This is a genomic window from Mycobacterium noviomagense (assembly GCF_010731635.1).
GTDB classification, from domain to species: domain Bacteria; phylum Actinomycetota; class Actinomycetes; order Mycobacteriales; family Mycobacteriaceae; genus Mycobacterium; species Mycobacterium noviomagense.
In genome coordinates this window covers 289,493-312,518 of the sequence record NZ_AP022583.1, presented here as the reverse complement: position 1 = coordinate 312,518, position 23,026 = coordinate 289,493, and the positions used below count along the sequence as shown (strand labels likewise).

The 23,026-nt window shown below is 66.3% G+C and carries 14 protein-coding genes; 11 read left to right on the top strand and 3 right to left on the bottom strand.

All coding sequences use genetic code 11. The annotated features are described in order from the left end of the window. Nucleotides 1-107: 107 nt before the first annotated feature. From G6N15_RS01225 to G6N15_RS01205, 5 genes are read left to right on the top strand one after another with little or no spacing between them, the layout of a single operon-like run. A complete protein-coding gene (locus G6N15_RS01225) occupies nt 108-1,262 on the top strand; it encodes an aromatic ring-hydroxylating oxygenase subunit alpha (RefSeq protein WP_083084184.1) in 1,155 nt (384 codons plus the stop codon). Between the two features lie 8 nt (nt 1,263-1,270). Further along, nucleotides 1,271-2,857 carry an AMP-binding protein gene (locus tag G6N15_RS01220; protein ID WP_083084186.1) on the top strand — a complete coding sequence of 529 codons (1,587 nt, stop codon included), beginning with the start codon at nt 1,271-1,273 and terminating at the stop codon, nt 2,855-2,857. 22 nt (nt 2,858-2,879) lie between these two features. Beyond that, a complete protein-coding gene (locus G6N15_RS01215; protein ID WP_083084188.1) occupies nt 2,880-3,308 on the top strand; it encodes a nuclear transport factor 2 family protein in 429 nt (142 codons plus the stop codon). Next, nucleotides 3,308-3,832, top strand: a complete 525-nt coding sequence (locus G6N15_RS01210; protein WP_083084190.1) for an FAS1-like dehydratase domain-containing protein — start codon at nt 3,308-3,310, stop codon at nt 3,830-3,832. Before G6N15_RS01215 ends, G6N15_RS01210 begins: the two co-directional genes overlap by 1 nt. Continuing rightward, nucleotides 3,829-4,260: a MaoC/PaaZ C-terminal domain-containing protein gene (locus G6N15_RS01205; RefSeq protein ID WP_083084192.1), complete on the top strand. Its 432-nt coding sequence runs from the start codon at nt 3,829-3,831 to the stop codon at nt 4,258-4,260. The genes G6N15_RS01210 and G6N15_RS01205 overlap by 4 nt, the downstream gene beginning before the upstream one ends. On the opposite strand, the gene G6N15_RS01200 is transcribed toward G6N15_RS01205, so the two are convergent. Continuing rightward, entirely contained in the window at nt 4,238-5,719 is a 1,482-nt protein-coding gene (locus tag G6N15_RS01200) for an aldehyde dehydrogenase (protein ID WP_083084194.1), read from the bottom strand. The two genes, G6N15_RS01205 and G6N15_RS01200, sit on opposite strands and share 23 nt — an antisense overlap. A 141-nt stretch (nt 5,720-5,860) precedes the next feature. Here G6N15_RS01200 and G6N15_RS01195 point away from each other — a divergent pair, with 141 nt between their 5' ends. Then, nucleotides 5,861-6,967: a lipocalin-like domain-containing protein gene (locus G6N15_RS01195; protein WP_083084571.1), complete on the top strand. Its 1,107-nt coding sequence runs from the start codon at nt 5,861-5,863 to the stop codon at nt 6,965-6,967. Here G6N15_RS01195 and G6N15_RS01190 read toward each other — a convergent pair. Beyond that, on the bottom strand, nt 6,925-8,100 hold the full coding sequence (locus G6N15_RS01190; RefSeq protein WP_083084196.1) for an aromatic ring-hydroxylating oxygenase subunit alpha: 1,176 nt from the start codon (nt 8,098-8,100) through the stop codon (nt 6,925-6,927). The genes G6N15_RS01195 and G6N15_RS01190 overlap by 43 nt on opposite strands. Before the next feature lie 40 nt (nt 8,101-8,140). Between G6N15_RS01190 and G6N15_RS01185 the strand changes: the two genes are divergently transcribed. Beyond that, nucleotides 8,141-9,031 carry a MerR family transcriptional regulator gene (locus G6N15_RS01185; protein ID WP_083084198.1) on the top strand — a complete coding sequence of 297 codons (891 nt, stop codon included), beginning with the start codon at nt 8,141-8,143 and terminating at the stop codon, nt 9,029-9,031. 2 nt (nt 9,032-9,033) lie between these two features. On the opposite strand, the gene G6N15_RS23495 is transcribed toward G6N15_RS01185, so the two are convergent. Further along, nucleotides 9,034-10,629: a serine/threonine-protein kinase gene (locus G6N15_RS23495; RefSeq protein ID WP_083084200.1), complete on the bottom strand. Its 1,596-nt coding sequence runs from the start codon at nt 10,627-10,629 to the stop codon at nt 9,034-9,036. Nucleotides 10,630-10,767: 138 nt separating this feature from the next. Between G6N15_RS23495 and G6N15_RS01175 the strand changes: the two genes are divergently transcribed. From G6N15_RS01175 to G6N15_RS01160, 4 genes are all read left to right on the top strand, one after another. Further along, nucleotides 10,768-11,481 (top strand): DUF1906 domain-containing protein, encoded by a 714-nt coding sequence (locus G6N15_RS01175; protein WP_139797663.1) that lies wholly within the window; start codon nt 10,768-10,770, stop codon nt 11,479-11,481. Nucleotides 11,482-12,015: 534 nt separating this feature from the next. Further along, nucleotides 12,016-21,231 (top strand): type I polyketide synthase, encoded by a 9,216-nt coding sequence (locus G6N15_RS01170; RefSeq protein WP_083084202.1) that lies wholly within the window; start codon nt 12,016-12,018, stop codon nt 21,229-21,231. Between the two features lie 15 nt (nt 21,232-21,246). Beyond that, nucleotides 21,247-21,639: a holo-ACP synthase AcpS gene (gene acpS / locus G6N15_RS01165; RefSeq protein ID WP_083084205.1), complete on the top strand. Its 393-nt coding sequence runs from the start codon at nt 21,247-21,249 to the stop codon at nt 21,637-21,639. A gap of 42 nt (nt 21,640-21,681) precedes the next feature. Further along, complete coding sequence (locus G6N15_RS01160) at nt 21,682-23,019, top strand: dipeptidase (RefSeq protein WP_083084207.1); 1,338 nt, start codon at nt 21,682-21,684, stop codon at nt 23,017-23,019. Nucleotides 23,020-23,026 lie beyond the last annotated feature (7 nt).

Genomic DNA, 23,026 nt, shown 5'->3' with positions numbered 1-23,026 from the left:
CACTGGGCCGTCGCGGTGCCTCGCCACGGCCACCGTACCGCCGCTCGTTGACGTTCAATGCCTAAGATAGTAAAAATAGAGCGAGTCTTCGAACCGCGGTGAGCCAGATGCAGGCTGCCCTCCGCCGCGTGGGAAACGGAGAGATAGTGACGCAGACCGTTTCGAATTCCGCCATGGACCCCTCGGAGCGGGAATTCGGTCCGAGGGGCATCGGATTGTCGCCGTACCGGTTCCCCACCGGCTGGTTCATCGTCGGGTTCGGGTCCGATCTGGCCGTCGGTGACGTCAAGCGGGTGCACTACTTCGGCGAGGAGCTGGTGCTGTTCCGCACCGAATCGAGCCACGTGCATGTACTCGACGCCTACTGCCAGCACCTGGGCGCCAACATGGGTGTCGGCGGCACAGTCGAGGGCGAAAACATCGTCTGCCCCTGGCATGGCTGGCGCTGGCGTGGTGACGGCACCAACGCGCTGATTCCGTACAGCAAGATCGGCTGCAAGCAGAACGTGCGAATCCGCACCTATCCGAGCACCGAGTGGTACGGCTTCATCCTGGTCTGGCACGAGCGCCACGGCAGGCCGCCGTACTGGCAACCACCCGTGCTACCTGAGCTGGAGACCGGAGAATACTACCCGCTGCATCCGCACAGCCGAATGTTGAACCGGGTCAAGGTGCACGCGCAGATGATCATCGAGAATGCGGCCGACCCGTATCACGTTCAGTACGTGCACAAGGCCGCCAACCCGGCCACCACCGCCTCGTTCGAGGTCTCCGGCTACCATTTGCACGCCACGGTCAACGCGAATTTCGGGGGCGGCCGCGAACGCACCTGGTTGACGCCGAACGGGCCGGTCGACGCCAAAATCATCTACGACAACTACTCGCTGGGGCTGGGCATCGTCCGGTTCCCCAGCGAGCTGGTGGCCACCATCCAAGTCACTGGGCAGACGCCCGTCGACGAGGACTACACCGACTACTTCTACACCCAGGCGTCAGTTCGCGAACCGGGCGACACCGGCGAGGTGCCTACCGGACGCGCCGCGCGATTCTTGGCCCTGCAGCAAGAGGTCGTCAAACAGGACTTCTTCACGTGGGAGAACATGAAATACCTGGAAAAGCCCAACCTGGCGCCCGAAGAAGCCCACGATTACGCGGCTCTGCGCCGCTGGGCGCACCGCTTCTACCCCGGCGAACAAGCTTCGCCCAACGACTTCGGATACACCCCCGACGGCGAGCCGGACCCGGCAGCCGCGCAAGCTTGAGCCGCCTGATGCGCGGAGTCGGTCCGGCTGATTTCGGAGTAGACCGGTTCAGCGTTCCCGCTGTACTCGACCGTCGCGCCCAGCAGCACCCCGACCGGGTAATGATGTCAATCGCCGGGATCCCGGTGACTTTCGAGCAGATGCGGCAGCGGTCCTGCGCCGCCGCGAGCGCTTTGGCCAACCTCGGCGTCGGGCGGGGTGACGGTGTCGCGCTGTTCACCGCGACCTGCCCGGAATGGGTGTACTTCTGGTTGGGCGCAGCCCGCATTGGCGCGGTGAGCGCTGCGGTGAACGGCGCTAACAAAGGGGACTTCCTGCTGCACGCATTGCGGTTGTCGCAGGCAAAGGTTGTCATCACCGACCTTGAGCGCCTCCCGCATGTCGACGAGGTCGCGGCCAGCTTGGGTACCCTCAGTGACATTGTGGTGCAAGGAGATTCGCTCGATGACTTGCTAAGCCGCGGAGCCGCTGAGTCGGTCCTCGACAACCCGGCCGATGTCGGCGAGGTGGGGTCGCTGTTCTTCACCTCCGGGACCACGGGGCCGTCCAAAGCGGTTGCCACCACGTGGCATTACCTGTTCTCTGCGGCCGCAACCGTGGCGGCGGCCTGGGAGTTCAAGGCCGGCGAGGTCGTGTGGACCGCGATGCCGCTGTTTCATCTCAGCGCGGCGCCATCGGTGCTGGCACCCATGCTGGTCGGCGGCACAACCGTGCTGGCGTCCGCCTTTCATCCCAGCGAAGTGTGGGACGAGGTGCGCGCTTGCGGGGCGGCCGGATTCGCCGGCGCCGGCGCGATGGTGTCCATGCTGTGGAACCAGCCTCCTGACCCCCGTGACGCCCAGCTGCCACTGCGGTTCATCTCAGCGGCACCCATCGACGCCGCCGTCTACCGCGACATCGAAAAGCGCTACGGCTGCCGGATCGTCACCATGTACGGCTTGACCGAGGCCTTCCCCATCGCCGTCAAAGGCGTCGGCGACGAGGGTGTTCCCGGGACGTCGGGCCACCCGAATCCGAGTTTCGAGGTCCGCATCCTCGACTCGGACGGCAATCCACTGCCCGCAGGGAAGGCAGGCGAAATCGCTTGCCGCGCAAAATATCCGCACGTGATGAGCGAAGGCTATGTTTCGCCTCCCGACGAGGACCCGGGCCTGCGCATCGACCAGCACCCGTGGTGGTTTCGCACCGGTGATCTCGGCGTGCTCGACGGCGAGGGCAACCTGACTTACCTTGACCGGGTTAAAGATTCGCTGCGCCGACGCGGCGAGAACGTCTCCTCGGTCGAAGTGGAGAGCATCGTCATGCGCCATTTGGCTGTGCGCGAGGCCGCGGTAGTCGGGGTGCCAAGCGAACTCGGCGAGGACGACATCCTATTGATCGTCACTTTGCACTCAAACGCCACACTGGATCATGCGGAGCTTCTGGACTTCTGTGCTGACCGTATGCCGTACTTCTGTGTACCGCGATATGTCGAGATCGTGAACGATCTGCCAAAAACTGTGATCGGCCGGGTGCGCAAGGATATTCTTCGCGCCCGAGGTGTCGGCCCTAATGCATGGGACCGAGAAAGTCACGGATACATCGTCAGTCGTTGACCTGGAGACGGAGAAAACCACCATGACCATGACCTACCAGCAGGAATACCTGCTCCATGCAGCGACGGGGCGAGCCGCAATCCTCAATCTCAGCGCCAGACACAACCGGTTTTACTCCGAAGGGGACCGTGACCGTTGGATCGCGACGTTCCGCCACTCCGGTGCCACCTTTACCCGCGACGGTGAACTGTTCACCGACCTGCGCGCCGCATTCGACGGCGACGGTAAACAGCGGCTGGTCACCGTTGACCACGAGATCAGCGTCGACGGCGTCAACGCAACCCAGCACTGTGTCGCCATCCTGTTCACCGTGGACCGGGTTGGTGTTACGACCTTAAGGACCACGGGAACATACCGGGACCAACTCATTTACGAGCGCGGCGGCTGGTATTTCACATCCCGTGAGCTGCAGTGGGATTCAATGCCGAGTCGGCACCCGCTCATGATGTGATGGACCTCAGAGAGAAACTCGCCTTCGGCAGCTACGAGGATGCGCTGCGCATGGTCGGGGTGGCCACCGAACCGCGAACCGCGGGCACAGTGGTCAGTGCGGCGCGCATCCAGCTGTTTGCCGCGCTGATTCACGATTCGAATCCGTCATACTGGGACGCCGATTTCGCCGCAAAAACCTGGGGTGGTCTGCTGGCACCGCCCGCGCTGCTGATGGGATGGCTGATATCGCCGCCGTGGCTGCCGACCGGTGAGCGGTGGGTTGCGTCGATCGCGCTGCGGGTGCCACTTCCCGGCACGACATTCATCAACGCCGCCAACGACGCCGAGTTCCCCTCGCCGATCGTGGAAGGAGACCGGCTCACGGTCGTCGAGCAGGTCGTGTCGGTGTCAGCAGAAAAGCGAACTCGGCTCGGCGTCGGCCACTTCGTCGAGACTCTGGAAACCTACCGCCGCCAAGGCGGTGCCGTGGTGGCCACGAACCGCAATACGTTGTTCCGCTTCACTCCCGGCACATCGTCATGACGGTCCACTGGCAACAGCTCAGTGTTCCGGTGGACTTACCGGAGGTTCGCGACGCTATCGACTACCAGCGGGTGGTCGAGAACGCGGGGGCGACATGGGATTACTTTCCCGGCCACATCGACCCCACCTACGCCCAAAGCCAGGGCCACCCAACCATCTTCGTCAACACCATGCACCTCGCGGGCTTCGCCGACCGTGTCGCGACCGACTGGGCCGGACCGCACAGCCGAGTGGTGCGCCGCAAGATGACGCTCGCCGGTTCGATCTATGCCGGCGACACCATGGTGGGCCGAGGACGTGCAGTGGCGAAGCGCCGCGACACGTCGGTTGACCCTCCCCGCTATTTGGTGGATCTCCAGATCGAGGTGACCAACCAGCGGTGCGAGCTGTGCTGTCCGGTCGAACTCACCCTGGAGCTGTTCCTTTAAGTGGCGGCAGCGCGCCGTTGCTGACGACCGCTTGCAGCTCGACGTATTCGCTCAGGCCCTCCGGGCCGAACTCGCGGCCGATACCTGACTGCTTGAAACCGCCGAACGGCGTTCCGATATCGAGCATGTACATGTTGATGCCGTACGTGCCGGTGCGCACACCGGCCGCGATCTCGAGGCCGTGCGCGACGTCGGCCGTCCACACCGATCCGGCCAAGCCGTAGTCGCTGTCGTTGGCGATGCGAACCGCGTCCTGCTCGTCTTTGTAGGTGAGCACGGTAAGTACAGGGCCGAAGATCTCTTCGCGTGCGATGCGCATGTCGTTGGTGGCATCGGTGAACAGCGTCGGCCGCACATACCAGCCGCGGTCCATAGGCGGTCCGTCGCCGCCCAGCACCGTGCGAGCACCCTCGGCCACCCCGCAGCGGATGTAGTCCTGCACCCGGCGTTGTTGGCGTTGGGCCACAAGGGGTCCGATGTCGGTCGCCTCGTCGGCGGGATCACCGACACGCAGGCCAGACATCATGGCGGCGAGCGCGTCGACGACCTCGTCGTGACGGCGTTCGCTGACCAGGATGCGGGTTTGCGCCACGCAGGCCTGCCCGTTGTTCATCAGACCGGCCGTCTTCAACCCGGTGACGGTCTTGTCGATGTCGGCGTCGTCGAGAATGATCGCCGCCGACTTGCCACCCAGCTCTAAGCTCACCCGCTTGAGCTGCCCACCGCAGATGGCGGCGATCCGCCGCCCGGTGGCGCTGGAACCGGTGAAGGCAACCTTGTCCACACCGGGATGCCGAACCAGGCACTCTCCGACGTCGCGGCCGCCGGGAAGGATCGACACCACGCCTTCGGGCAGGTCGATCTCCTCCAGCATCTCGGCCAACCACAAAGCATCCAAAGGGGTTTCGGGGGCGGGCTTGACGACCACAGTGCAGCCGGCGATCAGCGCCGGGATCAGCTTCGGCATGATGAGGAATTGCGGCACGTTCCACGGCACGATCGCGCCCACCACGCCGACCGGCGCCTTGCGTAGGTGACCCTCGCCGAGCACACCTCGGCGGCGCTCCTCCCAACGGAACTCCCGCCCGGTGGCCAGCGCCAGCTGCATCATGTGGGCCGCGCCAGCGGCCTGACCCAGTCTCGAAAAGCTGCGCGGAGAGCCCATTTCCGCGGTGATCAGGTCGGCCATCTCGTCGATGTGGCCGGCATAGATCGCGGCCAGCTTGTCGATCTTCTCCATGCGCTCGCGTGGCTCCAACCGCGGCCAGGGACCGTCGTCGAAAGCCTGTCGCGCGGCGCGTACCGCGGCGTTGACGTCCTCGGGCCCGGCCTCCGGAACCTCGCCGACCGGCTGCTCGGAATGCGGTGAAATGACCACGAGACGGCGCTCGGTGGCGGGTTTGCGCCAGCGTCCACCGATGAACAGTTCGTCATAGAACCGGTGGGCGGGATCGGTCATGGCACCACCCCAAGATCGAACGGCTATTGCTGCTAATATAATAAAAAAACCTGACCAGAAGAAAAGGCGGATTTGAGCGACCAACTGCGGGCAGACACCGAGTGGCGCCGCTATCCCTTTCGTTTGGTGCCCGGCGACGCGATGCTGGAGTTTCCCGCTGCCGAAGGCGCACACCCGGATCAGGAGTCTGACACCTGGTTTCTTGCCGGTGAGTTGCTCGGCACCTCGGGTCGGCGTTTCGCGTTCTTGACAATTTTCAACAAGAACCGTCCAGGTGGATCGGTGGTCGCCGACTTCTACACGATGGCGCTATTCGATTGCGACACCGGGGTCTACGGCACCTACACCGACTACGACATGCCGCCGGACAGCCTCAAGCGGGCGGGGCCACCCAAGCTGGCCGCGGTTACCGGACACCTCGACCTCAGCTACGACAGCGGGGCCGGAACAGCGGTTTGGACCATCCGCCGCAGCAGCGACGGCGAACTGGTGCCGTACACCTACCACGTCGACCTCGTCGGCGTAGATCAAGCGGGCCGACCGATGCAGCTTGCGATGGACGTGACACCGACGCGCGCACCGGTGCCCGTCGGTGCCTTGACGTACCGCGGCAAGATCGAGTGCTTCGGCCAGTCCGACACCTACTCGTATTTCCAGACCAGGATGACGATGACGGGGACACTGCGCTGGGGCCAGGTGTGTGAACAGGTCGGCGGCGAGGCGGGCCACGTCGATCGGCAGTGGTTTCCTAAATACGCCGGGGGCGGAGGCACCGGGGGAGACCCGAGAGCCCGGTCGCACGAATGGCGCACAATCAACCTCGACAACGGTATCGACCTGAGTATCTGGCGGCAGTTCGACCGCACCAACGGCAATGCGCTGCAACCATTCTCGGGCGTCACCGTCAGCTATCCGGACTCGCCACCGGAGTGCGCCGAGGATGTCGATATCACGATCGACAGCTATGTGCAATGGCCGGATTCGGTTCACCCGCTTCTGCCGCCCCTGGCAGAGACCCGGTTCATGCCAGACCGCCACCGGCTGACCTGCGCCACCCTGCAATTGGATCTGACCGGCGAGCCCTTGGTGGCCGCCCCAGCACATGCTCTGCCGATCGAATATATGGAGGGTCCCTATCGCTATCACGGGACTCTGCGCGGAGAAGCGGTGAGCGGGTTCGGGTTCTACGAGCGCTCGCTGGCTCTCTACCGCGATTGGGAGCTGGCCGGCGTATCGGCGGCCGACTGAACGGCCAAGGCGTCAGCCCAGCTGCGGTGGCGATGCTGCAGACCAGGCTCGTTGCGACCGAACAACAGCTGCTCGCGGGCTCCTGACTCAAGGTTGGCTTGTAGCTGTGCGGCCAGTCGGTAATCCTCGTCGCGGACGGTGGCGTGGGCATAGTCGAACACGGCCCGAGCACCGGCCGCCACCGATTCGTCGGACAGGTCCAGCGGCGTCGAGTTTTGGTGGACGGTAACGGATCTGCCTGGTTCGCTGCCTGGATAGATACGGAACAATTCGCCGTTGGCGATGGTCACCGACAGGACGATGTTCGGGAATAGGGCATAGATGACGACCATGTTCTGGAATGGGTCCCACTGGTCGTCGGGAACGTTCTCCAGTTCCAGGATGGAGTTGAGCGGGAAGATCAACCGATGGTGGGCGCCGTACGCGTCGAAGACGGTGCAGTTGCTGCGGGCGATCGTGGCAAACGTCTCGCGGTGCACGGTTGCGAAATGGTAGTTCTCCGAGAAGGTGTCGACCGCCAGTTTCCAGTTGATCGGGGAGTCGAGCACCTTCTCGCCCAATGGAGCCCACCGCCCGATGCCCCATGAGTCGAGTTCGTCGGCCAGCGACCCGAGATGCGCGGCGACGTCCAGCGTGGCGCCGGGGTCCAATGCGATCCAGAGGAATCCCGCGAACTCGGTGGCGGGCAGTTCGGTCAGAACGTCGGACTTCACAGCGACCCGCGGGAAGCCTTCTCGTCCCGGAACCGCAACCAGACGACCGGTGTTGTCGTATGTCCACGCGTGGTATGGGCAGCTGAACCTTTTCGCGGTGCCGCATCCGCTCGCGACTTGCGATTGGCGATGCAGGCAGACATTGTTGAAAGCCTTGACCATTCCGCTGGACGTTCTGGTCAGCAGGATCGATCGTCCCATCACCGTCTTGGTGCAGTAGCTACTCGGCTCCGGCAACTCCGAGACGTAGCCGACGAGCTGGGGGCTGGCCATCAGCATTGCCCGCTCGCGTTCATGTCGCTCGAGCGAGGTGTATTCGCGCGCGTCGACATTGTGCTCTGCCGGTGCCAGGTCGGTTGTCTTGTCACGCGCCAGCTTCAGCGCACGGCGGGTCAGGTCGATGAGCTGATCGCGGTCCATGCAACCAGTACAGACCTTGCCACAGTTGTAAGGTCAAGACGTGGCTGAGCAGTTGCTGATCGGCGACGTCACGGCCCTGACCGGAATCGCGCCGGGCCGCATCCGCCACTACGAAAAGATCGGATTGCTGCGGGCAGAGCACCTGTCCAACGGCTATCGCGTTTTCGATGTCGAACAGGTCCTCGAGCTGCTGCGCATCGACCTGTTGCGCAGCCTGGGCGTCAGCATCAGGGACATCCAGCGGTTGCTGAAGGGCGAGCAGACCACGCTGCTCGATGTCCTCGACGAGCACCGCGCATCGCTGGTCGCTCAACGCGACCGGCTCAATCAATTAATCGCCGCCATCGACGCTGCGACCGACATTGCCGACTCCGACGTCAACGAACCCATCCTGCGGCGACTGGCAACATCGCACCGCGACAGCATCGGCGTGATCGGGCGGCTCAGCGCCCCGCTGTCTGCGCCGATCGCCGCGATGTATGCCGAGTTGTTCAACGAGTGGCAGCTGCCGGTCCCTGCTCTGTTCGGCCAGATGCTGCTGCCGCCGGCGGCCAGCACCCTGCTGGAAGCTCTCGCCGAGACGCCGGGTCGCCAGATCTTTTTCGACCGGTTACGCCGATTGGCGCGCGATGTGGTCGCACTGGATGAAAATCCCGCCGCCGCAATTGCACTCGCACACCGCTGGATAGACGAGCAGTTGACCGATCCGCTGCCGGACGACGTGGTCGGCGTACTGCGGTGCGTGCAACCGCTGCTGGAACACGACCCGGTCATCGTGCAGGGGTTCAGAACATGGGCGGAATCGATTACCCCTGCCGCTGCCCACTTCATCGACGAGATCGCGCGGGAAGCCGCCCGCCGAGGTTTGGTCACCGTCAGCGTCATCGTGCTGCCTCAGTCACCGAATCCGCACAGCGCCCCGGCGTCTTGACGTTAATTGCCTCCGGAAGGTTGCCACGCGAATCCGCCTGGCGTACTCACGCAGTAGATGGGTGCGCCCGAGTTCGAGACGGCCGTCGCACCCGCCTGTTGGGGACTGCAGGGGATGCCAACGGCCGGCCGGCCATCTATGCCAGCCGCGGGGGTTGTCGGCGACGGCGACGGTGACATGGTCGTCGGCGACACAGTTGTCGCTACTGGTGACTTCGTCGCTGCCGATGACGGCGTGCCCGTTGGTGACGGCGGTTTGGCGGTCGTCCGTGGTGTGGTGGTCACAGGTGGCGGGGCGGCGGTACTGGGCAGCGGTGCGGCCTTCGCAGGTGCCGTGGGGGCGGGCGGCAATGTCGTCGTCGACGACGGGTTTTCGAGATTGGTCGGACCGGGTTCGAACTCGGAGCGCAAACGAAGCGCCATGACGATGAAGAACCCGATCACCACCACGACGATGGCCAGGACGAATGCTGCGGCTCGGGGCAGCAGACGACCGCCCGACCGTACCGGTTTCTCGACGTTTGTCGCACCGGGTACCACAGGAGCCGAGGATGTTTCGGCATCGCCGAATTCAGTGTGTGCCGAGCTCACGGCATGGTCCAGCTCAGCCAGCGGAGCGGCCGGCGTTGGTTCGGTCAGCCACACGGCGTCGCTGTCGGACTCTCGCGGGGTGAGCACGTCTGGGGTGGGCTCTGGCGCCGGCGATGCTGCTGGGCGGGTGAGGACTGCAGTGGTTGCAGCATCCCCGAGGTCCGACAGTTTGCGCTGATCGGCCGCAAGGGCCTTGGCGAAGTCCTGACATCGCGGAAACCTGTCGTTGGGATCCTTGGCCAGGGCGCGCGAAAAAGTGTCGTCGAAGTGGCCCATGTCTGCTTTCACATCGCCTGGCAGTGGCGGCGCTTCGGTGAGGTGCTTGCTGATCACCACCGCGGGGTTGCCGTGCGCGAACGGCGGTAAGCCGGTCAAGAGGTGAAAAGCTGTTGCCGCCAACGCATATTGGTCGGCTCTGCCGTCGATTGAGCCACCCATCAGCTGCTCGGGCGCTGCGTAGCTCACAGTGTCGACAGTGATGCTCGTCTGTGTCGCACTGTTGATGTCGTCGAGGTGTCGTGGGAAACCTAAGTCTGCCAGCAGGATTCGTCGTCTACCGGATTCGGACTGGGCGACGAGAACGTTGCCCGGTTTCACATGCCGGTGCAGCAGCCCGTGGTCGTGAGCGTAGTCGAGCGCGTCTGCAATCGCGCTGACGATCTCGACCACCTCGTCTGGCGGCATGCCGTCTGGATGGCTATCGCTTAGCAGTTGGGCCGCGCTGGCGCCGTCGACGTAGTCCACCGAAAGCCACAGATGACCTTCGAACTCCCCCCGGTCGTGCAGGCCGACGATGTGCGGATGCCAAAGCGCCGCTGCCCGGTCGGACTCTCGGTTGAACCGTTCGCGATACTTCTGGTCCGCCGATACGTCGGCCGGCAGGACCTTCAACACGTGACGACGCGGCAACCTGGGGTGCTCGGCCAGATAGACGTCACCGGTTGGCCCGCAACCCAGCAGCCGAACAATCTTGAACCCGGCAGCTGTCGCACTACTGAGCAGCGGCATGGGGAGGATCGTAGCGTTACCGCTTGCAGACCCATCCTGTGCAGGCGTCGCCGGCCGACACATCGGCGCGGTGATTGGTTCCCATGTGACCGGAGACGTCACTGTGACAGATGATGCATTTGTCGTACCCTGTGGCACGTGTTCGTTTCCCGTCGGGACCTGCTCAAATTCGCCGCGGCGACGCCCGCTTTGTTGGGTCTTGGTATGGCAGCGACATCGGCTCCGGCCGGAGCCGCCCCGTTGGGCGTCTTGTTGGACTATGCGGCCGGGGTCATCCCCGCCGGTGACATCAAGGCCGCCGGCGCCGCCGGCTCTATCCGGTATGTGTCGGACCGCCGGCCGGGCGGCGCGTGGATGCTCGGCAAGCCGATTCAACTAGCCGAGGCACGTGATTTGTACAGCAGCGGACTCAAGATCGTCTCGTGCTATCAGTACGGCAAGCAGGACACCGCCGACTGGCTGGGCGGCCAAAATGCCGGGGTCCAGCACGCCAAGCGCGGCTGGCAGCTGCACCAGGCCGCCGGTGGTCCGGTCGGTGCGCCGATTTACGCGTCGATTGACGACGATCCATCCTACGAGCAGTACAAACAGCAGGTAGCGCCCTATCTGCGGGGCTGGGAGTCGGTGCTGGGACATCAGCGGGTCGGGGTCTACGCCAACTCCAAGACCATCGACTGGGCATTGCAGGACGGCTTGGGCTCCTACTTCTGGCAGCACAACTGGGGATCACCCCCAGGGTTCACCCACCCTGCCGCCCATCTGCATCAGGTGGAGATCGACAAGCGCAGTGTCGGCGGCGTCGGCGTCGACATCAACCACATCCTCAAACCACAATTCGGCCAGTGGGACTAGCCGGGCCAGGTCTCGGGCCGGCAACAGGGCCGTCGAACCTGACTCGCGGGTAAGGTTCCAGCAAACTGCTCGCTCGCCGTCGAACGAGCCTCGGTTTCAGCGACGCCGGCGAGGGGCGTCCATAGATGTGAGCCCTCGGGCCCGGCACCGCTCCAAATTTTAACATAACGATTAGGTAACAATCCTGCCTTGATCTGCGCTGTTGTGCCTACTCGACCGTAACCACCTGCATGCAGCAGGTTTGTCTCGCAGGTCTTCCGTGGCGGTTCAGCGGGGTGTTACCCGCGACACCCTTACCTGTGCGTAGAACTCACCAGTAACCGCTCAGCACACAAAATCGGCTCAGCTTCTTATGACACTCTTATTGCATCCGATGGGGTCGCCGCGACGCTCGAGGCCGACGAGCGGTCCGCCGACAACGCATCGGTCGGCCGGATTGCGGCTGGATTCTACGGGGAATCGAGGACACGCCAGTCGGGCAGCTCGACGCCCGGAAACGCGAGACGCACGGAACGCCATAGGGAGATACAGAAGGTGACGATCTACGAGCACGACAAGGTGTCTGCTGACCACGGTGAAAACGTCTCGGAGGTCGTGCGCGGCACCCATGCTCTGGTCGACCGCCTCGCTGCTGGGGAGCCCTATGCGGTCGCGTTCGGTGGGCAGGGCAGCGCCTGGCTGGAAACCCTCGAAGAGCTGGTGTCATCGGCAGGGATCGAATCCGAGTTGGCGACGCTGGTCGGCGAGGTCGAGTTGCTCTTGGAACCGGTTGCCCAAGAGTTGGTTGTGGTGCGTCCGATCGGCTTCGAGCCGTTGCAGTGGGTACGCGCACTCGCCGCCGAAGACCGCATTCCGACGGCCAAACAACTGATGTCGGCCGCGGTGTCGGTGCCGGGCGTGCTGCTGACTCAGATCGCTGCCGTGCGCGCCCTCGTGCGGCAGGGCATGGATTTCACGGGCACGCCGCCGGTAGCGGTGGTGGGGCATTCGCAAGGGGTGCTTGGCGTCGAGTCGCTGAAGGCAGCGGGCGAGCGTGATATCCAGCTATTGGCTTTGGCGCAGCTGATCGGTGCAGCCGGCACGCTGGTGGCCCGCCGACGCGGCATCTCGATCCTGGGCGACCGCCCGCCGATGGTGTCGGTGTCCAACGCCGATCCCGAGCGCATTCACCGGCTGCTCGACGAGTTCGCCCAGGATGTGCGGACCGTGCTGCCGCCGGTGCTGTCCATCCGCAATGGCCGGCGGTCGGTGGTCATCACCGGAACACCCGAGCAGTTGTCGCGCTTCGAGCTGTACTGCAAGCAGATCTCCGAAAAGGAAGAGGCCGACCGCAAGAACAAGGTCCGCGGCGGCGACATCTTCGCTCCGGTCTTCGAACCGGTGCAGGTGGAAGTCGGCTTCCATAGCCCGCGGTTGGCCGACGGCATCGACATCGTCGGCGGGTGGGCCGAGAGGATCGGCATCGACGTCCAACTGGCCCGGGAGATGACCGAGGCGATCTTGGTGCGCCAGGTCGACTGGGTGGACGAGATCGTCGGCGTACACGAGGCCGGGGCGCGCTGGATTCTCGATTTGGGGCCCGGCGACATCCTGACCCGGCTGACCGCGCCGGTGATCCGCGGCCTCGGGGTGGGCATCGTGCCCGCGGCCACGCGCGGCGGTCAACGCAACCTCTTCACCGTCGGCGCCGTTCCGGAGGTGGCGCGACCCTGGTCGAGCTACGCCCCCTCGGTGGTGCGTTTGCCGGATGGGCGGGTCAAACTGTCGACCAAGTTCACCCGGCTGACCGGTCGGTCGCCGATCTTGCTGGCCGGCATGACCCCGACCACCGTCGACGCCAAGATCGTCGCCGCTGCGGCCAACGCCGGGCACTGGGCGGAGCTGGCCGGCGGCGGGCAGGTCACCGAGGAGATCTTCCACAACCGCATCGAAGAGCTGGGCACGCTGCTCGAGCCGGGCCGCACCTATCAGTTCAACGCGCTGTTCCTCGACCCCTACCTGTGGAAGCTGCAGGTGGGCGGAAAGCGGTTGGTGCAAAAGGCCCGCCAGTCCGGTGCGCCCATCGACGGTGTGGTCGTCAGCGCCGGCATCCCCGAGCTGGAAGAGGCCGTCGAGCTTATCGACGAGCTCAATGGGGTCGGCATCAGCCATGTCGTGTTCAAGCCGGGCACCGTCGAGCAGATCCGTTCAGTGATCCGCATCGCCACCGAAGTGCCGACCAAACCGGTCATCATGCACATCGAGGGCGGCCGCGCCGGTGGTCACCACTCCTGGGAAGACCTCGACGACCTGCTGCTGGCCACGTACTCGGAGCTGCGGTCGCGGCCCAACATCACTGTCTGTGTCGGCGGCGGCGTCGGTACCCCGGAGCGGGCGGCCGAATACCTGTCCGGACGCTGGGCCGAGCCGTACGGCTTCCCGCTGATGCCAATCGACGGCATTTTGGTCGGCACTGCGGCGATGGCCACGCTGGAATCCACCACGTCGCCGTCCGTCAAGCGGATGCTGGTCGAAACGCAGGGCACCCCGCGGTGGATCAGCGCCGGAAAAGCCCAGGGCGGCATGGCTTCTAGCCGCAGCCAACTCGGTGCGGACATTCACGAAATCGACAACGCCGCCTCCCGCTGCGGTCGGCTGCTCGACGAGGTGGCTGGCGACGCCGAAGCGGTGGCCAAGCGCCGCGACGAGATCATCGCCGCGATGGCCAATACCGCCAAGCCGTACTTCGGCGACGTCGCCGACATGACTTACGCGCAGTGGCTGCGCCGCTACGTCGAGCTGACCGTCGGCGACGGCACCTCGACCGCCGACACCGCTTCGCCGGGCAGCCCCTGGCTGGCCGACACCTGGCGGGAGCGCTTCGAGCAGATGCTGCAACGGGCCGAGGCGCGGCTGCACCCGCAGGACCACGGCCCGATCGAGACCCTGTTCGCCGACAAGGCAGTGCTGGAGCAGCCCGAGGAGGCGATCGCGGCCCTGCTGACGCGCTACCCGGATGCCGAGACCGTGCAGCTGCACCCGGCGGACGTGTCCTTTTTCGTCACGCTGTGCAAGACGCTGGGTAAGCCGGTCAACTTCGTGCCGATCATCGACAAGGACGTGCGCCGCTGGTGGCGCAGCGATTCGCTGTGGCAGGCCCACGACGCGCGCTACGACGCCGACGAGGTCTGCATCATCCCCGGGCCCACCTCGGTTGCCGGCATCACCCGGATGGACGAACCCGTCGGCGAGCTGCTGGACCGCTTCGAGCAGGCCGCCATCGACGAGGTACTGGCAGCCGGAGCCGAACCGCAGCCCGTTACCTCACGGCGGGTCGGTCGCACCGACGTCACCGGGCCGCTGGCCGTCGTCCTCGACGCCCCCGACGTGCTGTGGGCCGGGCGCACGGTGACCAACCCCGTGCACCGCATCGCCGACCCGGACCAATGGCAGATCCACGACGGAGCCGACGAGCCCCGCGCCACACACTCCTCCACGGGAGCGCGGCTGCATAGCCAGGGCGACCACGTCGTGCTGAGCGTGCCAGTGTCGGGCACGTGGATCGACATCCCATTCACGTTGCCGCCCAACACGATTGACGGCGGCACGCCGGTGGTGTCCATCGAGGACGCCACCATCGCCATGCGCCGCGTGCTGGCCATCGCCGCCGGCGCTGACGGGCCCGAAGCCTTGCCGCCGGTGCACGACGGGACCGCCACGGTGACGGTGGATTGGGACCCCGAGCGAGTCGCCGACCATACCGGGGTCACGGCCACCTTCGGAGAGCCGCTGGCACCCGGCCTCAGCACTGTCCCCGACGCGCTCGTCGGCCGTTGCTGGCCTGCGGTGTTCGCAGCTATCGGCTCGGCGGTCACCGACACCGGCGTCCCGGTGCTCGAAGGCCTGCTGAGCCTGGTGCACCTGGACCACGCCGCGCATCTGCTCGCCAAGCTGCCTACCGATCGCGCCGAATTCACCGTCGCTGCAACGGCTTCCGTCGCCGTCGACACCGAGGTGGGCCGGGTCGTGCCGGTCTCGGTCACCGTGGCCGGACACGACGGCACGGTGCTGGCCACGCTCGAAGAGCGGTTCGCGATCCGCGGGCGCACCGGCGCGGCCGAGCTCAGCGACCCGGTCCGCGCTGGCGGCGCGATCTCCGACAACGCCACCGACACCCCGCGGCGCCGTCGCCGCGACGTCACCATCACCGCACCGGTCGACATGCGTCCGTTCGCGGTTGTCTCCGGGGACCACAACCCAATTCACACCGACCGGGCGGCAGCGCTGCTCGCCGAACTGGAATCCCCGATCGTGCACGGCATGTGGCTGTCGGCCGCCGCGCAGCACGTCGTCACCGCCACCGATGGGCAAGCCCGCCCGCCGGCCCGGCTCATCGGCTGGACCGCGCGCTTCCTCGGCATGGTGAAACCGGGCGACGAGATCGACGTCCGGGTCGACCGCATCGGAATCGACCAGGGCGCCGAGGTTTTAGAGGTCGCAGCACGGATCGGCTCGGATCTGGTGATGTCGGCTACTGCCCGGCTGGCCGCGCCCAAGACCGTCTACGCGTTCCCGGGTCAGGGCATCCAGCACAAGGGCATGGGCATGGAGGTGCGGGCCCGGTCGAAGGCGGCCCGCAAAGTTTGGGACGACGCGGACAAGTTCACCCGCGAAACCCTCGGCTTCTCGGTGCTGCACGTGGTGCGCGACAACCCGACCAGCATCATCGCTTCCGGTGTGCACTACCACCACCCCGACGGGGTGTTGTACCTGACGCAGTTCACGCAGGTAGCCATGGCCACCGTGGCGGCGGCTCAGGTCGCCGAGATGCGGGAGGCCGGCGCTTTCGTCGAGGGCGCGATCGCCTGCGGGCACTCCGTCGGCGAGTACACCGCGCTGGCCTGCGTGACCGGCATCTACGAGCTGGAAGCCTTGCTGGAGATGGTCTTTCACCGCGGCTCGAAGATGCACGACATCGTGCCGCGCGACGAGCTGGGGCGCTCCAACTACCGGCTGGCCGCAATCCGGCCGTCGCAGATCGACCTGGCCGACGCCGACGTCCCGGCGTTCGTTGCCGAAATTGCCGAGCGCACAGGCGAATTCCTGGAAATCGTCAACTACAACCTGCGCGGCTCGCAGTACGCGATCGCCGGCACGGTTCGCGGCCTGGAGGCGTTGGAAGCCGAGGTGGAACGGCGTCGCGAAATCACCGGCGGCAAGCGGTCGTTCATCTTGGTACCGGGGATTGATGTGCCATTCCACTCGCGGGTGCTGCGCGTCGGTGTAGCGGAATTCCGCCGCTCGCTGGATCGCGTGATGCCGCGGGACAAGGATCCCGACCTGATCATCGGGCGCTACATCCCCAACCTGGTGCCTCGGCCGTTCTCCCTGGACCGCGACTTCATCCAGGAGATCCGCGATCTGGTGCCCGCGGAGCCGCTCGACCCGATCCTCGCCGACTACGACACCTGGTTGCGGGAGCGACGGCGTGAGATGGCGCGCACGGTCTTCATCGAACTGCTGGCCTGGCAGTTCGCCAGCCCGGTGCGCTGGATCGAGACGCAGGATTTGCTGTTCACCGAAGAAGCGGCCGGCGGTCTGGGCGTCGAGCGGTTCGTCGAGATCGGAGTGAAGTCCTCGCCGACAGTTGCCGGGCTGGCGACCAATACCCTCAAGCTGCCCGAATATGCCCACAGCACAGTGGAAGTGCTCAACGCCGAGCGCGACGCCGCGGTGTTGTTCGCCACCGACACCGACCCCGAGCCGGAAGACGTGGCCGAGGAAGCGCCGGTTGCTGAGGCTGCGCTCGAGGCGGTCGCGGCTGCCCCGACTGCACCCGCACCCGCGGCGGCCCCGAGTGGCCCGCGCCCCGAGGACATCCCGTTCGACGCCGCCGACGCCACCCTGGCGTTGATCGCGCTGTCGGCCAAGATGCGGATGGACCAGATCGAGGAACTCGATTCGATCGAGTCGATCACCGACGGCGCGTCCTCGCGGCGCAATCAGTTGCTCGTCGACCTGGGCCAGGAGCTGAACTTGGGTGCCATCGACGGTGCAGCCGAAGCCGATCTGGCCGGGTTGCGGTCGCAGGTCACCAAGCTGGCCCGCACCTACAAGCCCTTTGGCCCGGTACTTTCCGATGCGCTCAACGACCAACTGCGCACCGTTTTGGGGCCGTCCGGAAAGCGGCCCGCTGCCATCGTCGAGCGGGTCAAGAAAACTTGGGACCTCGGCGACGGATGGGCCAAGCACGTCACCGTCGAGGTTGCGCTGGGCACCCGGGAAGGCACCAGCGTGCGGGGCGGGGCGCTCGGGCATCTGCACGAGGGCGCCCTGGCTGACGCCGCAGCCGTCGACAAAGTCATCGACGCCGCAGTGACCTCAGTGGCTGCCCGCCGAGGCGTCACGGTGACGCTGCCATCCACCGGTGGTGGCGGTGCGATCGTCGACGCGGCCGCGCTTTCGGAATTTACCGAGCAGATCACCGGCCGCGACGGCGTGCTGGCGTCAGCGGCGCGCCTCGTGCTGGGCCAACTGGGGCTCAATGATCCGGTCAGCGTGCCACCCACGGCAACCGACGCCGAACTCGTCGATTTGGTGACCGCCGAACTCGGTGCCGACTGGCCGCGGCTGGTGGCACCGGTGTTCGACGCCAAGAAAGCCGTCGTCTTCGACGACCGCTGGGCCAGCGCACGCGAGGATCTCGTGAAGCTGTGGCTGGCCGACGACGACGAGATCGACGCCGACTGGGCGCAACTCGCCGAACGATTCGAAGGCACCGGCCACGTCGTCGCGACCCAGGCCACCTGGTGGCAGGGCAAGGCGCTGGCCGCCGGCCGCACTATCCACGCGTCGCTGTATGCCCGGATCGCCGCCGGCGCAGAGAACCCGGACAAGGGCCGCTACAGCGACGAAGTCGCGGTGGTGACCGGCGCATCGAAGGGATCGATCGCGGCCTCGGTGGTCGCACGACTGCTCGACGGCGGCGCCACCGTCATCGCCACCACGTCCAAGCTCGACGACGACAAGCTGGCCTTCTTCCGCACGCTGTATCGCGACCACGCCCGCTACGACGCGGCGCTGTGGGTGGCGCCGGCCAACATGGCGTCCTACTCCGACATCGACGCCCTGGTCGAATGGGTGGGCAGCGAACAGACCGAAAGCCTTGGCCCCCAATCGATCCACATCAAGGACGCGCAAACCCCGACGCTGCTGTTCCCGTTCGCGGCGCCGCGGGTGGCCGGTGACCTGTCCGAAGCCGGGTCGCGCGCGGAGATGGAAATGAAGGTGCTGCTGTGGGCAGTGCAGCGGCTCATCGGTGGGCTGTCGAAGATCGGCGCCGAGCGCGACATCGCCTCGCGGCTGCACGTGGTGCTGCCCGGCTCACCCAACCGCGGCATGTTCGGTGGGGATGGCGCCTACGGCGAAGCCAAGTCGGCGCTCGACGCCGTGGTGGCCCGCTGGCACGCCGAATCGTCCTGGGCGCAGCGGGTCAGCCTGGCGCACGCGCTGATCGGCTGGACCCGCGGCACCGGGCTGATGGGCCACAACGACGCGATCGTCAGCGCCGTCGAAGAAGCCGGCGTCACAACGTATTCCACCGACGAGATGGCCGGCATGCTGCTGGGACTCTGCGACGTGGAGTCCAAGGCCGCTGCCGCCCACGCGCCGCTCAAGGTCGACTTGACCGGCGGGCTCGGCGATGTCGAGCTCGACATGGCCGAGCTGGCGGCCAACGCCCGCGAACAGGCCACGGGTGAGCCGGCTTCGGACGACACCGCGCCGGCGGGCACCATCGCCGCGTTGCCGTCACCGCCCCGCGGATACACACCCGCGCCGCCTCCGCAGTGGGACGACCTCGACGTCGACCCCGCCGACCTGGTGGTCATCGTCGGCGGCGCCGAACTCGGCCCGTACGGCTCCTCGCGTACCCGCTTCGAGATGGAGGTCGAAAACGAGCTGTCGGCCGCCGGCGTGCTGGAGCTGGCCTGGACGACCGGGCTGATCCGCTGGCACGACGATCCCCAACCCGGTTGGTACGACACGCAATCCGGTGAGCTCGTCGACGAATCCGAGCTCGTCGAGCGCTACCACGACACAGTGGTCGAGCGGGTCGGGATCCGCGAATGGGTCGACGACGGCTCGATTGACCCCGACCACGCGTCACCGCTCCTGGTGAGCGTGTTCCTGGACAAGGACTTCACGTTCGTGGTGTCCAGCGAAGCGGAGGCGCGGGCGTTCGTGCAGTTCGACCCCGAGCACACGCTGATCCGGCCGGTGCCCGAGTCCACCGACTGGGAGGTCACCCGCAAGGCGGGTACCGAAATCCGCGTTCCGCGTAAGAACAAGCTCTCGCGCCTGGTCGGCGGCCAGATCCCGACCGGGTTCGACCCGACCGTCTGGGGGATTCCGCCAGACCTCGCCAGCTCGATCGACCGGCTGGCGGTGTGGAACATCGTCGCGACCGTCGATGCGTTCCTGTCCGCCGGGTTCAGCCCCGCCGAAGTGATGCGCTACGTGCATCCGACGCTGGTGGCCAACACCATGGGCACCGGCATGGGTGGCGGCACCTCGATGCAGACCATGTATCACGGCAACCTGTTGGGCCGCAACAAACCGAACGACATCTTCCAGGAAGTGTTGCCGAATATCGTTGCCGCGCACGTGGTTCAGTCCTACATCGGAAGCTACGGCGCGATGATCCACCCGGTCGCGGCGTGTGCGACCGCCGCGGTGTCGGTCGAGGAGGGTGTCGACAAGATCCGGCTGGGCAAAGCCGAACTGGTGGTGGCCGGCGGCATCGACGACCTGACGCTGGAAGGCATCATCGGCTTCGGTGACATGGCGGCCACCGCTGACACCGAGATGATGCGGGCCAAGGGCATCAGCGACTCGAAGTTCTCCCGGCCTAACGATCGGCGCCGGCTGGGCTTCGTCGAAGCGCAAGGCGGCGGCACCATCCTGCTGGCCCGCGGGGACCTGGCTTTAAAGATGGGGTTGCCGGTGCTGGCGGTGGTGGCGTTCGCGCAGTCGTTCGGCGACGGCGTGCACACCTCGATCCCGGCGCCCGGGCTGGGCGCGCTGGGCGCGGGCCGCGGCGGCAAGGAGTCGCCGCTGGCGCGGTCGCTGGCCCGACTGGGTGTCGGTGCCGACGATATCGCGGTGGTCTCCAAGCACGACACCTCGACGCTGGCCAACGACCCGAACGAAACCGAATTGCATGAGCGGCTGGCCGACTCGCTGGGCCGTTCGCCGGGCGCGCCGCTGTTCATAGTGTCGCAGAAGAGCCTGACCGGGCACGCCAAGGGCGGCGCGGCGGTCTTCCAGATGATGGGGATGTGCCAGATGCTGCGCGACGGGGTGATTCCGCCCAACCGGAGCCTGGACTGCGTCGACGACGAGCTGGCGGGTTCTGCGCATTTCGTGTGGGTGCGCGACACCTTGCGGCTCGGCGGGAAGTTCCCGCTCAAGGCCGGGCTGATCACCAGCCTCGGCTTCGGCCACGTGTCCGGTCTGCTCGCACTGGTGCATCCGCAGGCGTTCCTCGCGGCGCTGACCCCCGAGCAGCGCGCGGAATACCAGCGGCGCGCGGATGCCCGCCTGCTGGCCGGTCAGCGCAGGCTGGCCTCCGCGATAGCCGGCGGCCCGCCGCTCTACGAGCGGCCCGCCGACCGCCGCTTCGACCACGATGCGCCGGAGAAACCTCAGGAGGCGGCGATGCTGTTGAACGCGGCCGCCCGGCTCGGCGACGGCGACGTCTACACCCGATGAGCATCCGTTAGACCCGTGAGCATCGTCGGAGTGGGCATCGACGTGGTTTCCATCCCTGATTTCGCCGAACAGGTCGACCAGCCGGGCACGGTGTTCGCCGAGACCTTCACTCCCGGGGAGCGCCGCGACGCCTCCGACAAGAGTTCGTCGGCGGCGCGGCACCTGGCGGCGCGCTGGGCGGCGAAGGAGGCGGTGATCAAGGCGTGGTCGGGGTCGCGGTTCGCTCAGCGGCCGGTTCTGCCGGAAGGCATCCACCGCGATATCGAGGTGGTCACCGACATGTGGGGCCGGCCGCGGGTGCGGTTGACCGGCGCGATCGCCAAGCACCTGGCCGACGTAACCATCCACGTGTCGTTGACCCATGAAGGCGACACCGCGGCTGCCGTGGCCATCCTCGAAGCGCCATAGTGCAAACGCCTGCCCACAGTCGGCCGGGCTAACCTCGATCACATGAGCGATCTTGTCGAACGCGTCCGGGACGTGCTGCCGGAGGCGCGCCGCGATCTGGAAAATTTGATCCGCATCGAATCGGTGTGGGCCGATCCGGCCCGGCGCCCCGAGGTACACCACAGCGCGCAAGTAGTCGCAGATCTGTTGTCGCAAGCCGGTTTTCCCGACGTGCGGATCGTCAGCGAGGACGGTGCCCCGGCGGTCATCGCCCGGTATGCAGCGCCGCCCGGTGCGCCCACGGTGCTGCTGTATGCCCATCACGATGTGCAGCCCGAAGGTGATCATGCCCAATGGGCGTCGCCGCCTTTCGAGCCGACCGTACGCGACGGCCGGCTCTATGGGCGCGGCAGCGCAGACGACAAGGCCGGTATAGCAACGCATTTGGCGGCGTTTCGGGCGCACGGCAGTCGACCGCCGGTTGGGGTGACGGTGTTCGTCGAGGGAGAGGAGGAGTCTGGATCTCCGTCGCTGGGGCGCCTGCTGGCTGCCCACCGCGACCTGCTGGCCGCCGATGTGATTGTGCTCGCGGACTCCAACAATTGGACTACTGACATCCCGGCGTTGACAGTGTCGCTGCGGGGGCTGGTGGACTGCGTTGTGGAGGTTGCCACCCTCGATCATGGGCTGCACTCCGGGCTGTGGGGCGGCGTGGTTCCCGACGCGCTCAGCGTGCTGGTGCGGCTGCTGGCCAGCTTGCACGACGACGACGGCAACGTGGCGGTCGCTGGCTTGCACGAAAGTACGGCCGCCGCAGTGGATTATCCACCGGAGCGAGTCCGGGCCGAGACGGGCCTGCTGGACGGGGTGAGCGAAATCGGCTCTGGCTCGGTGGCGCAGCGGTTATGGGCGAAGCCGGCGATCACGGTGATCGGCATCGACACCACATCGATTGCGGCGTCGTCGAACACGTTGATCCCGCGGGCGCGGGCCAAAGTCAGCATGCGGGTTCCCCCCGGCGGTGACTCCGCCGCGCACCTGGATGCGTTGCGCGCCCATCTGGAGACGCATGCCCCCTGGGGCGCGCACGTGACCGTGACGCCGGGCGAGGTCGGGCAGCCCTACGCGATCGATGCCAGCGGTCACGTCTATGACGCCGCCCGTGTGGCCTTCCGGCAGGCGTGGGGCGTCGACCCGGTCGATGTGGGGATAGGCGGCTCGATCCCGTTCGTCGCCGAGTTCGCCGCGGCGTTCCCGCATGCCAAGATCCTCGTCACCGGCATGGAAGATCCGGCAACCCAGGCGCACAGCGTCAACGAGAGCGTGCACCTCGGTGTCTTGGAAAAAGCCGCAGCCGCCGAGGCGCTGCTGCTGGGCATGCTCGCCGCGCCGACTGTATAGCTTGCGC